The sequence below is a fragment of the Citrobacter sp. ABFQG genome (assembly GCF_004322975.1).
In the GTDB taxonomy this organism is placed as follows: domain Bacteria; phylum Pseudomonadota; class Gammaproteobacteria; order Enterobacterales; family Enterobacteriaceae; genus Citrobacter; species Citrobacter freundii.
Window position 1 is genome coordinate 3,370,379 of record NZ_CP036435.1, and the last position, 12,394, is coordinate 3,382,772.

13 protein-coding genes are annotated in these 12,394 nt (G+C 49.6%); 4 read left to right on the top strand and 9 right to left on the bottom strand.

The annotated features are described in order from the left end of the window. Positions 1-131: 131 nt before the first annotated feature. Complete coding sequence (yciA, locus tag WN16_RS16545) at positions 132-533, top strand: acyl-CoA thioester hydrolase YciA (protein WP_003020670.1); 402 nt, start codon at positions 132-134, stop codon at positions 531-533. Between the two features lie 64 nt (positions 534-597). Here yciA and tonB read toward each other — a convergent pair whose 3' ends face one another. After that, on the bottom strand, positions 598-1,326 hold the full coding sequence (tonB, locus tag WN16_RS16550; protein ID WP_168150127.1) for a TonB system transport protein TonB: 729 nt from the start codon (positions 1,324-1,326) through the stop codon (positions 598-600). Between the two features lie 215 nt (positions 1,327-1,541). Here tonB and WN16_RS16555 point away from each other — a divergent pair, with 215 nt between their 5' ends. Then, entirely contained in the window at positions 1,542-1,838 is a 297-nt protein-coding gene (locus tag WN16_RS16555; protein WP_044700174.1) for a YciI family protein, read from the top strand. Positions 1,839-1,888: 50 nt separating this feature from the next. Here the strand turns inward: WN16_RS16555 and WN16_RS16560 are convergent, their stop codons facing one another. Next, positions 1,889-2,062, bottom strand: coding sequence for a YciY family protein (locus WN16_RS16560; protein WP_003020684.1), 174 nt, complete (start codon positions 2,060-2,062; stop codon positions 1,889-1,891). A gap of 142 nt (positions 2,063-2,204) precedes the next feature. Between WN16_RS16560 and cls the strand changes: the two genes are divergently transcribed. Together cls and WN16_RS16570 are read left to right on the top strand one after the other, a co-directional pair. Next, entirely contained in the window at positions 2,205-3,665 is a 1,461-nt protein-coding gene (gene cls / locus WN16_RS16565) for a cardiolipin synthase (RefSeq protein WP_003020687.1), read from the top strand. A gap of 34 nt (positions 3,666-3,699) precedes the next feature. Further along, the gene (locus WN16_RS16570) at positions 3,700-4,029 is read left to right on the top strand and encodes an HI1450 family dsDNA-mimic protein (RefSeq protein WP_003020691.1); all 330 of its coding nucleotides are present in this window, start codon (positions 3,700-3,702) and stop codon (positions 4,027-4,029) included. A gap of 37 nt (positions 4,030-4,066) precedes the next feature. Here the strand turns inward: WN16_RS16570 and WN16_RS16575 are convergent, their stop codons facing one another. The 7 genes from WN16_RS16575 to ychE all read right to left on the bottom strand — a co-directional run bounded on the left by WN16_RS16575 (position 4,067) and on the right by ychE (position 11,991). After that, complete coding sequence (locus tag WN16_RS16575; protein WP_003020693.1) at positions 4,067-4,903, bottom strand: ion transporter; 837 nt, start codon at positions 4,901-4,903, stop codon at positions 4,067-4,069. 45 nt (positions 4,904-4,948) lie between these two features. Next, entirely contained in the window at positions 4,949-5,953 is a 1,005-nt protein-coding gene (gene oppF, locus WN16_RS16580) for a murein tripeptide/oligopeptide ABC transporter ATP-binding protein OppF (protein WP_003020696.1), read from the bottom strand. Next, positions 5,950-6,963 (bottom strand): murein tripeptide/oligopeptide ABC transporter ATP-binding protein OppD, encoded by a 1,014-nt coding sequence (gene oppD / locus WN16_RS16585; protein ID WP_003833364.1) that lies wholly within the window; start codon positions 6,961-6,963, stop codon positions 5,950-5,952. The genes oppF and oppD overlap by 4 nt, the downstream gene beginning before the upstream one ends. Before the next feature lie 11 nt (positions 6,964-6,974). Next, the gene (gene oppC / locus WN16_RS16590) at positions 6,975-7,883 is read right to left on the bottom strand and encodes an oligopeptide ABC transporter permease OppC (RefSeq protein WP_003020701.1); all 909 of its coding nucleotides are present in this window, start codon (positions 7,881-7,883) and stop codon (positions 6,975-6,977) included. Between the two features lie 14 nt (positions 7,884-7,897). Next, a complete protein-coding gene (oppB, locus tag WN16_RS16595; RefSeq protein ID WP_003020708.1) occupies positions 7,898-8,818 on the bottom strand; it encodes an oligopeptide ABC transporter permease OppB in 921 nt (306 codons plus the stop codon). 122 nt (positions 8,819-8,940) lie between these two features. After that, a complete protein-coding gene (oppA, locus tag WN16_RS16600; RefSeq protein ID WP_003844005.1) occupies positions 8,941-10,572 on the bottom strand; it encodes an oligopeptide ABC transporter substrate-binding protein OppA in 1,632 nt (543 codons plus the stop codon). Between the two features lie 771 nt (positions 10,573-11,343). Continuing rightward, positions 11,344-11,991 (bottom strand): NAAT family transporter YchE, encoded by a 648-nt coding sequence (gene ychE / locus WN16_RS16615; protein WP_003020714.1) that lies wholly within the window; start codon positions 11,989-11,991, stop codon positions 11,344-11,346. Between the last annotated feature and the right edge of the window lie 403 nt (positions 11,992-12,394).

The following is a 12,394-nucleotide window of genomic DNA, read 5'->3' on the forward strand; positions in this document are numbered from 1 at the left end:
TTTATCCCCTCGCGTTCCATAGAGCTGACAACCTGACTTACATCTGCTCTGCATGCCGCATCCCCTCTGTTCTCGACGCACAAATTCTAGTAGCATCGCGCCTGTAATCTTTCTCTATAGTCGGTTCTACAATGACAACAACGAATAACACTCCCCAGGGTGAACTGGTTTTACGCACTCTGGCCATGCCTGCCGATACCAACGCGAACGGTGATATTTTTGGCGGCTGGCTGATGTCACAAATGGATATAGGTGGCGCGATTCAGGCCAAAGAGATCGCACATGGTCGTGTGGTAACGGTGCGGGTTGAAGGAATGAGCTTTTTGCGCCCGGTCGCCGTAGGTGATGTAGTGTGTTGCTATGCTCGCTGTGTGAAACGCGGGACAACCTCAATCAGCATCAATATTGAAGTTTGGGTGAAGAAAGTCGCTTCTGAACCTATTGGCCAGCGTTATAAGGCCACCGAAGCTCTGTTTATCTACGTTGCCGTTGATAAAGACGGGAAACCGCGTCCAATCCCCACGTTGGCCTGATAGCACACGCCAGTAATGCTATCCGGCAATCATCACTCTTGATCATTGCCGGACGGCCTGATGCTTACTCGATCTGCGTTGTGCCGTTTAATTTGAAAACAATATTCACCACGAGTCCGGAACCGGGTTTACCTGCTTCATAACGCCATCTACGCATCGCGTTTTTCACTTCACGCTCAAACATATTGGCAGGCTGTGCAGACAGGATCTCCACATTTTCAACCCGACCATCCGGCGTTACATTAAATTTGACCTTTACCCGCCCTTCAATGCGTAGCGCCTGAGCTCGCGCCGGATACTGAGGCTGATTACGGCTTAAAGCGCGTGGGCCCGATGGCGCACTGACCACCGGTTTGCTGGTAGTTGCCGGCGCGGTATTGGTCATTGTGCGCGTAGGTGCCGTATTTTCCAGCGGGGAGGCCGGCCGCGGTTCTGCTGGTTTAACATCGCGTTTCGGCTGCTCTTCCACTTTTTTCACCGGTTTTGGCTTCGGTTTAGGCTTGGGCTTCGGTTTTTCAATCACCACCGGCGCCTCTTTTGGTGGCTCTGGAATCGGCTCTGGTTCCGGTTCAGGCTCGACAACGGGTTCCGGCGGCGGCTGAACGGCCTGAGGTGGTTCGAGATCGGCAGGCGCGACCATCGTGACAGAGATCGGCTGCGCTGGCGCAGGCAGTTCAATAACCTGATGTACCGAGGTATACAGCAAACCAGCCACCACGGCACCATGAATGCCGACAGACAGTAACGTTGGCCAGGGAAAGCGACGAGGTAAATCAAGGGTCATTGAAGTCATAATCGTTTCAGTAAAAAAACCAGGCCCCGATTTTAAATGCAAATAGCAATCATATTCAATAAGCCCGTGGCGGTAACTGACATTTAGAACGCGATTTCATGATAAAAAACCACTTTCAGAGTATGGCCTTAACATATCAGTTATCTTTCCGTTGCAGTTGTTAGGCCTTTCCAATAACGTTATTAACGACTTTTACCGTTCAAGGAGTTCTACCCGTGCTGTATGTTATTTACGCCCAAGATATCGCAGACTCTCTCGAAAAACGTCTTTCCGTGCGCCCTGCTCATCTGGCTCGCCTGCAACTCCTTCATGACGAAGGTAGTTTGCTCACGGCGGGCCCCATGCCAGCGGTCGATAGTAACGATCCCGGTGCGGCGGGTTTTACCGGCTCGACGGTGATTGCCGAATTTGAATCTTTGGAGGCGGCACAGGCGTGGGCGGAAGCCGATCCGTATGTTGCAGCGGGCGTTTACGCGCAGGTTTCAGTAAAACCGTACAAAAAAGTATTTTAAAAACAAAACAAAAACAGACATTGGGCACCGCCAGCGGTGCCCTTTTGGGATCAGATGCTGTGGATCGCAAACAGCAACGAGTTGCGTTGATGGTTGAGAATGCACTTTCTGATAGTGTGGATACGCATATTACGACGCGATTGTCCTTCAAGCCAACGTGCTTTACGGCGGCTAGCCTGACGCAGCATCCGCCAGCGTCCCACTTCCGTTCTACTACGCTTCATGTTTACTACTCTTTCAGTCACTGAGTGGCCATTATAACGCCACACCGAATGCAGACCAGCGGTTTTCCCGTGTTTTTATTTGCCAGATTAATCCTGATGCGTAAACTCTTAACAATACGCTTTCAAAAGGATTTTTAAATTTATGACAACCTTCTACACCGTGGTGAGTTGGCTGGTCATTCTGGGTTACTGGGTACTCATTGCTGGCGTAACATTACGCATTCTAATGAAACGACGCGCAGTGCCCTCCGCAATGGCCTGGCTTTTGATCATCTATATTCTGCCATTGGTAGGGATCATTGCTTATCTGTCCTTCGGTGAGCTCCACCTGGGTAAACGCCGCGCCGAACGCGCCCGGGCAATGTGGCCGTCAACGGCCAAGTGGCTGAACGATCTTAAAGCCTGTAAGCATATTTTTGCGCAGGAAAACAGCAGCGTCGCCTCCTCCTTATTTAAACTGTGCGAGCGTCGTCAAGGAATCGCCGGCGTTAAGGGAAATCAGCTGCAACTGCTCACCAGTTCAGATGACGTGATGCAGGCGCTGATCCGTGATATTCAACTGGCGCGCCACAACATAGAGATGGTGTTCTACATCTGGCAGCCGGGTGGTATGGCCGATCAGGTAGCCGAGTCGTTAATGGCTGCCGCGAGGCGTGGCATTCACTGTCGCCTGATGCTGGACTCCGCCGGCAGCGTGGCGTTCTTCCGCAGCCCTTGGGCGGCGATGATGCGTAACGCAGGTATCGAGGTTGTAGAAGCGCTGAAGGTGAACCTGATGCGTGTATTTTTACGCCGTATGGACCTGCGTCAGCATCGCAAAATGATTATGATCGACAACTACATTGCGTATACCGGCAGCATGAACATGGTCGATCCGCGCTTCTTCAAACAAGATGCAGGCGTTGGGCAATGGGTTGATTTAATGGCAAGAATGGAAGGCCCGGTAGCCACCGCTATGGGCATCGTCTATTCTTGCGACTGGGAAATTGAGACCGGAAAGCGCATTTTGCCCCCGCCACCGGACGTCAATATCATGCCGTTTGAGCAGGCCAGCGGGCACACCATTCACACAATTGCCTCGGGTCCTGGTTTCCCAGAAGACTTGATTCATCAGGCGCTGTTAACCGCAGCTTATTCAGCGCGCGAATATTTAATTATGACCACGCCTTACTTTGTTCCCAGCGACGATTTGCTGCATGCAATTTGTACGGCAGCACAGCGTGGGGTCGACGTCAGTATCATTCTTCCGCGTAAGAATGATTCCCTGCTGGTTGGCTGGGCAAGCCGGGCCTTTTTCACTGAGTTGCTGGCAGCTGGCGTTAAAATTTATCAGTTCGAAGGCGGCCTGCTGCACACCAAGAGCGTACTGGTCGATGGCGAGCTGAGCCTGGTCGGTACCGTTAACCTGGATATGCGCAGTCTGTGGCTCAATTTTGAAATCACGCTGGTCATTGACGATGCCGGATTCGGCGGCGACCTCGCCGCCGTGCAGGATGATTATATTTCGCGTTCCCGCCTGCTTGATGCCCGTTTGTGGGTAAAACGACCACTCTGGCAGCGGATAGCAGAGCGACTGTTTTACTTCTTTAGTCCGTTGCTGTAAAACGTGCCCATCAGACAGTAAACAGGTAGTCATTATGGATATGGATTTGAACAATCGCCTGACCGAAGACGAAACGCTTGAGCAGGCTTACGACATTTTTCTCGAACTGGCTGCGGATAACCTCGATCCGGCAGATATCATTCTGTTCAATTTGCAGTTTGAAGAACGCGGCGGTGCCGAGTTATTCGATCCGGCAGAAGACTGGCAGGAGCATGTTGATTTTGACCTGAACCCTGATTTCTTTGCCGAAGTGGTGATTGGTCTGGCAGATACAGAAGACGGCGAGATTAACGATATTTTTGCGCGCGTTTTATTATGTCGCGAAAAAGATCATAAGCTCTGCCATATTCTCTGGCGCGAATAATCAAACAAAAAAGCTGCTCTCGCAGCTTTTTTTATTTTTAGCCCGGTAGTTTGCTTCCGCAACGGTTACAAAACTGCGCGCTATGTTCGTGCTGCGCCTGCTGACACTGGGGACATTTTCGTTGGTGCCCGCGATGCTGGAACGCACTGCTCATGTGCGTGGTAATCAATCCCGTCGGTATCGCAATCACCGAGTAGCCAATCAGGATAAGCACGGACGCCACCATGCGCCCCAACGGGGTGTGCGGTGTGATATCGCCATAGCCGACGGTGGTTACAGTAACAATCGCCCAATACACCGACGCATTCAGCGTAGTAAATCCATATTTTGGCCCTTCAATCAGATACATCATCGCACCAAAAACCACCATCAGAATGGCGATAAAGGAATAGAACAACATCAGCTGATGTCGGGCACTTTTTAACGCATTCCAGAACACCCGTAGAGAAGGCATAAAGCGCAACAGCTTGAGAATACGCAGTACGCGCAGGACACGCATCGCCCGCCAGGCGAAAACATAACTCAGACTGATTTCCGGCCATAGCCACATCACATACAGCGGCAGGATGGTGGCAAGGTCAACTATCCCCCAGAAACTAAACACATATTTGGCGGGATTGGCCCAACAGCATAAGCGCAGAAGATATTCGAGAGTAAAGACCAGAGTAATAAAGATCTCCAGCCAGACAAAAACGCGCCATTCCTCAAAGGTTAAATGGTATTGCGTCCCTACTCCGGACTCAATGAAGATAACAATAACGCTGAGCAAGGCGAATAGCGCGCACATACCTTCAAAGCGACGCCCTGAACGGGTGTTTAAATCGAATAATTTGCGAAAGAGCGCGCGGCGGACAGAAGAGACTAAACCTGGCACAGATACCTCACCAAAAAAAGGGCTGACTTTTGTCAGCCCTCGGAATTATAGCGGGTCTACTTTCAGGCAGGAAACTGCGTGTCGGAAACTTCCTTCGAGAACCGGGCGCGTTTTTGCGCATTCCGGCCCTGCAATCGGGCAGCGCGTACGGAACACGCAACCGGAAGGAGGGTTAATCGGGGACGGTAACTCGCCTTCCAGCAACTGGATAACCTTGTTCCTTTCCTGATCCGGATCGGGGATCGGCACCGCAGACATCAGCGCTTTGGTATAAGGATGCAGCGGGTTATGGTACACCTCGTCATAGGTCCCTAATTCCACCGCATGTCCGAGATACATAACCAGCACACGGTCGGAGATATGTTTAACCACCGCGAGGTCGTGGGCAATGAAGATTAACGATAATCCCATTTCTCGCTGAAGTTGTTGCAGCAGGTTAACCACCTGGGCCTGGATTGACACGTCCAGCGCCGAAACGGGTTCATCGCAGATAATCAACTTCGGTTCGAGGATCAGCGCGCGGGCAATACCAATACGCTGACACTGGCCACCTGAAAACTCATGTGGGTAGCGGTTAATCAGGTTGGGCAGTAATCCTACCTTCATCATCATCGCTTTCACACGATCGCGGACTTCCTGACCAGGAAGATTCGGATGATAAGTACGCAGCGGTTCGGCAATGATTTCACCAATGGTCATGCGCGGGTTTAACGATGCCAGCGGATCCTGGAAAATCATCTGGATATCACTGCGTACTTCCCGCCACTCATCGGGTTTCATGCCGAGTAAATCTTTACCCAGCCAGGCAACCTTTCCATCGGTGGCCTTCACCAGGCCGATAATCGCACGGGCAAAGGTCGATTTCCCGCAGCCTGATTCACCGACCACGCCCAGGGTTTCGCCCTCATACAGTCGCAGGGTTACGCCATCAACTGCCTTAAGGGTTTTAGATGGTTGCCAGAACCACTGTTTGCCATCTTTAATATCGAAATGGACTTTAAGGTCAGCAATCTCAAGGAGCACTTTACGTTGTTCGGTTACCGCATTCATACCAGTTCCTCCACCGGCTTAAAGCAGGCGCGCAAACGGCCTGGACTAAATTCCTCCAGTGGCGGAGCACTGCTACAGATTTCCATCGCATGCGGGCAACGCGGCTGGAATGGACAGCCTTTTGGCAGACGCAGCAGGTTCGGTGGGTTGCCCGGGATCGTGAGCATCTCTTCCCCTTCTGCATCCAGACGAGGTACGGCATTCAGCAAACCAATCGAATACGGATGAACGGGCTTATAAAAGACATCCCGCGCACTGCCGTATTCCATCGTACGACCGGCGTACATCACCAGAACTTTATCGCAAATACCGGCAACAACCCCCAGATCGTGGGTGATCATGATAATCGCGGTGTTGAATTCGCTTTTCAGTTCATTCAGCAACGTCATGATTTGCGCCTGTACAGTCACATCGAGCGCAGTGGTCGGTTCATCGGCTATCAGTAATTTGGGCCTACACAGCAACGCCATAGCGATCATTACGCGCTGACGCATACCACCGGAGAATTCATGCGGATACATTTTCATGCGCTTACGCGCTTCCGGCATTTTCACCGCATCCAGCATTCTGACTGACTCTTCAAAAGCTTCCGCTTTGCTCATGCCTTTATGCAGCATCAGAACTTCCATCAACTGCTCCCCGACCCGCATGTACGGATTGAGAGACGTCATCGGGTCCTGGAAAATCATCGAGATCTGCTCGGCGCGCAGTTTGTTCAGTTCACGTTCCGGTAAGTTCAGAATTTCACGTCCGTTGAACGTAGCGGAGCCCCCGATACGACCATTAGCCGCCAGCAGGCCCATCAGGGCAAAGGCCGTTTGCGATTTACCTGAGCCGGATTCTCCGACAATACCCAGCGTTTCTCCAGCTCGCAGAGAAAAGTTTAAATCGTTGACCGCAGTTACATCGCCGTCGGGGGTAGCGAACGTCACACGCAAATCTTTTACGTTCAGCAGTGCGTTAGCCTGTTGTTGCGCGAGCGGCGCGGTTGAGGTTTCAATTACGCTCATGGCTGCACTCCTTAACGGTCTTTCGGGTCGAGGGCATCACGCAAGCCATCGCCAATAAAGTTAAAACAGAACAAAGTGACCACCAGGAAACCTGCCGGAAACAGCAGCAGCCATGGTGAGACTTCCATTGAGTTGGCACCATCACTAAGCAGAGCGCCCCAGCTACTTAACGGCTCCTGCGTACCTAATCCCAAAAAGCTCAGGAAGGATTCAAACAGGATCATGCTCGGCACCAGCAATGAAGCGTATACCACCACCACACCCAGCACGTTCGGCACAATATGGCGGATAACGATACGCACGGTAGACACCCCACCCACTTGCGCCGCTTCAATAAACTCTTTGCGCTTGAGGCTCAGCGTTTGTCCACGCACGATACGCGCCATATCCAGCCAGGAGACCATCCCGATAGCGACAAAAATCAGCAGGATATTTTGACCAAAGAAGGTGACCAGCAGGATCACGAAGAACATGAACGGGAAGGAGTTGAGAATTTCCAGCAGACGCATCATCACCGAGTCGATTTTTCCGCCGAGGTAGCCCGACAGAGAACCGTACAGCGTACCGACAACCACCGCGACCAACGCCGCCGCAATGCCGACCATTAGCGAGATGCGCCCGCCAATCGCCACGCGCACCAACAGGTCGCGTCCCGACGAGTCAGTACCGAAATAGTGGCCTGATTCCGTATCCGGCGCGCTGGACATCATGCCCCAGTCAGTATCGAAGTAGGTAAACTGCGACAGCATCGGCGCGAGCGTCACGAACAGCGCAATAATTACCAGCACCACCAGGCTTGCTACCGCAGCTCGGTTATGCATAAAGCGTCGACGCGCGTCCTGCCACAGGCTGCGGCCTTCGACCTCCAGCTTTTCACTGAAATTCTCCAGCGCTTCGCTGTTTTTCTTACTTAACATCATAGCGAGCTCCAGTATCAGTAACGAATTTTCGGGTCGATAACGGCATACAGCACATCGACAATCGCGTTAAACACGATGGTCAGCGTACCCACCAGTATGGTCAGACTCAGAACCAGCGAATAGTCGCGGTTTAACGCGCCGTTGACGAACAACTGACCAATGCCAGGTAAACCATAGATGGTTTCAATAACCATCGAACCAGTGATAATGCCGACAAATGCCGGTCCCATATAGGACAGCACTGGCAACAGCGCAGGTTTTAACGCATGGCGGAAAATAATCCGCCGCATCGGCAGCCCTTTGGCGCGCGCGGTACGAATAAAGTTAGAGTGCAGCACTTCAATCATCGAACCGCGAGTAATACGAGCGATACTGGCGATGTAGGCCAGTGACAAGGCCACCATTGGCAGGATCATAAATTTCAACGCCCCACCGTTCCAGCCCCCGCCGGGCAGCCATTTCAAGGTTATGGCAAATATCATGACCAATAAGGGAGCGACCACGAAACTGGGGATAACTACCCCAGTCATTGCCACCCCCATCACCGTGTAATCCCAACGTGTATTTTGCTTCAGCGCGGCTATCACCCCGGCGCTAACGCCGACGAGTACCGCCAGAATAAAGGCTGCCGCACCCAGCTTCGCAGAAACCGGAAAACTCGAAGCAACGAGGTCGTTAACCGTGTAGTCTTTATATTTAAAGGATGGTCCAAAATCGCCATGCGCCAGCTGTTTCAGATAGCTGAAATACTGCGTCGAGATAGGATCGTTAAGATGATATTTCGCTTCAATATTCGCCAGCACCTCTGGCGGTAACGCGCGTTCCCCGGTGAATGGGCTTCCGGGCGCAAGGCGCATCATAAAGAATGAAATCGTAATAAGAATAAACAGCGTCGGAATCGCTTCCAGACAGCGACGTAATATGAATTTTAACATTGCCCGTACCTTCTGGCGTGTGCCTTTATACCTCTTTAACCCCGACGTTCAGGTAAAGCGGTATTAATAGTTCGAAGAAAAAAGACACTGTGGGGCAAAAATGATTGCCCCACGTCTTGCCATTAATGCTTGATAATATACAAGTCTTTAACGTGGATATTATCCATCGGGTCTTTACCGGAGTATCCGCCAACCCATGGTTTCACCAGGCGGGCATTGACATAGTAATAAACCGGTACAATCGCAGAATCTTTATCCAGCTGCTGTTCCGCTTTCGAATACAGTTCGCTGCGCTGCGCTTCATCCGTCACTTTCAGCGTATCCGCAATCAGCTTATCAAATGCCGGGCTCTTATAGTGGACGGTATTATTGGAGCTGTCGGACAGCACCATATTCAGGAAGGACGTCGGTTCGTTATAGTCCGCACACCAGCCCGCACGTGAAACATCATAGTTGCCCTGATGGCGCGTATCGAGGAACGTTTTCCATTCCTGGTTTTCCAGCTTCACATTAGCACCCAGATTTTTCTTCCAGATAGATGCCGCGGCAATAGCCAGCTTCTTATGCAGATCTGAAGTGTTATACAGCAGGTCAAAGGTCAGCGGTTTCTCAGCAGTATATCCGGCCTCAGCCAGCAGTTTCTTCGCTTCTTCATTACGCTTTTCCTGAGACCACTTGAACCACTCTGGCTCAACCAGTTTCGCGCCATCGGTGTATGGAGGAGTAAAGCTATACGCCGGCAGGTCACCCTGGTTTTTCACTTTATTGACGATAATGTCACGATCCAACGCCAGCTTCAGGGCGGTACGAACACGAACATCGTTGAACGGTGCTTTCTGGTTATTGATTTCGTAATAATAGGTGCACAGATACGGGTCAACGTGGACTTCGTTCGGGATCTCTTTTTTCAGTTTCTGGAATAACTCAATCGGCATGTTGTTATAGGTCATGTCGATTTCACCGCTGCGATAGCGGTTAACGTCAGTCACTTCAGAAGAAATAGGCAGGTAGGTTACCTGGTTAATAACCGTTTTGGCGTTGTCCCAATAGTTGGTATTACGCTCAAGCACAATGCGCTCGTTCACAACCCAGTCTTTCAGTTTATACGCACCGTTAGTAATGATGTTAGCGGGCTGGGTCCACTTCTCGCCGAATTTTTCAACAGCAGCTCTAGGAACCGGTGAAACGGAAGAGTGCACAAGCAGTTTGTAGAAATAAGGAACAGGTTCGCTGAGGGTGACTTCAAAAGTATGATCGTCGAGAGCTTTTACACCGAGATCGGTGATCGGTTTTTTACCGGCGATAATATCATCAATATTGACGATATGACCGTACTGCAAATAACTGGCGTACGGTGATGCAGTATTTGGATTAGCCAAACGTTGCCAGCTATACACGAAATCTTGCGCGGTAACAGGCGTGCCGTCAGACCACTTAGCATCTTTACGCAGATGGAATGTCCAGACTTTAAAATCTTTATTTTCCCATTTTTCAGCCACGCCAGGCGATGGTTTGCCATCGACATCACTGATTAATAAACCTTCAAACAGGTCACGGTTAATGTTGGATTCAGGTACACCTTCGATTTTGTGGGGATCGAGTGACTGCACTTCCGAACCGTTATTACGCACCAGAGTCTGCTTTTCAGCAAGCTGCACACCCGCTGGCACTACTGCCGCCGTGGCAACATTTCCAGCGACTAGCGCAGTTAAGATCCCCGCAGCTACTAAACTTTTTTTAGTGATGTTAGTCATTGTGTTGTACTCCCTCATTATTATGACTGGTTTTTTAACCAGACTGTTAATCCTGTCAGGATCACTGTACGGCACCGGAGATTTTCTGCCGTCAGGTCGTTTTTTGTTTTACTGCTTGCTATCACCGACTTTATTTATTCTGGCGGTTCGTATGACTGCCTTACGTCGATTATCTACGTGCCTCCCCTGCCGGAAACACGCTATTACTCTGTTGAGAGAAACTAACTGCAAATGATTCTCATCAACGTGAATTCTTCTGCATAATACCTGGCCGGAAAGTATCAAATGCGTTTCTTAACCGCCAATACATTTTACAAATTTGTTAACCAATTCTCTTTTATTGGAAATAAATCTCACAAAGAAAGTCTTACGAATGAAGGTTTTCTATAACAACCACATGAAAAACAATAAATTACATCAAGCCAGGTGTTAACTACCCTGTCAGGTGTCAACACCACGTCAAAATGCACATAAATTTAACAATTGGTTATTAATTAGCACATTCAACTGAAAAAAACGCTGAAATAACTAATAACATTTCGATAATCCTTCAGCAAGCCCCAGAGTATGATGTTAATTAAATAACAGCGATATCAGGCTCTCTCTGGCAGATGGATGAGTGTTACATTCATAAAATCAATGAATAAACAAATGAATAACCATCAGCATTTTTTATTATCACTATGCTGATTTTCAACTTTAGTGAGAAGTTTTACTGATAATGAAAGGAAACGGAGCCGGGACCGACTCCGTTTGTACAGAAGAGAGATATCAGGCCAGCAAACCTGGGAAAATGGATTTGATACCTGTAACAATGAATTCGATACCCAAGGCCATTAACAGTAGCCCCATAATACGCGTAATGACGTTGATGCCAGTTTGTCCCAACAGTCGTACCAGCCATGGCGCCATGCGAAACAGCCCCCAGCAGCACAGGGCAAACAGCGCAATCGCGACAAAAAAGCCAAACAGGTTAATCGCACTGTGATATCGCGTACCCCAAACAATAGTTGAGCTTATCGCCCCCGGTCCCGCCATCAACGGCAATGCCAACGGTACAACGCCGATACTCTCACGGATTGCGGTTTCTGATTTTTCCTGTTTGTTTTGTTTATCTTCCCCTAGTTTTCCGCTAATCATTGACATCGCGATAGTCACAACCAGAATGCCGCCGGCAATCCTGAACGAATCTATTGAGATACCGAAAAGTTGCAGAATACCATCACCAAGAAACAGCGAAGTCCACAGAATGATAGCGACCGACAGGTTTGCCGTAAGGTTGGTTTTGTTTCGCGCTGCAGCAGTTTGATAACTGGTCATACTGATAAAGACAGGGATGATCCCTACCGGGTTGACCAACGCAAATAACCCAATGAAAAATTTAAAATAGACAGGAAAATCAAATAGCGTTTGGATCACGGTTAGCTCCGAAGCGTTAGCCGGATAAAATGAGTCATAAAAATTGATAAAATCCGCGCTGAAGATACGCCTTTTGTCAGCATACTTCACCTTCTATCTTCGTATATCTACGTAAATACGCTACCAATACTCAGTGTTATTAATATGTATTAATTATGCTAACGTTATTAGCATTCATTACGTCAATTTATTAACACTTGACGAGAAACGCTAAAAGGGCCTGCTGAAAGGTGTCAGCTTTGCGAATTTTTGATCCAGATCACGCAATTACTACTCAGAAGTGAGTAATCTTGCTTACGCCACCTGGAGGTAACGCGTTAGAGTTAACTGGCACTAGCGTATAAGCTCTTTTAGTAAATCAAAGTAAAGTGGACGTTAATTAACCGTTTGATTTTCAAACCGT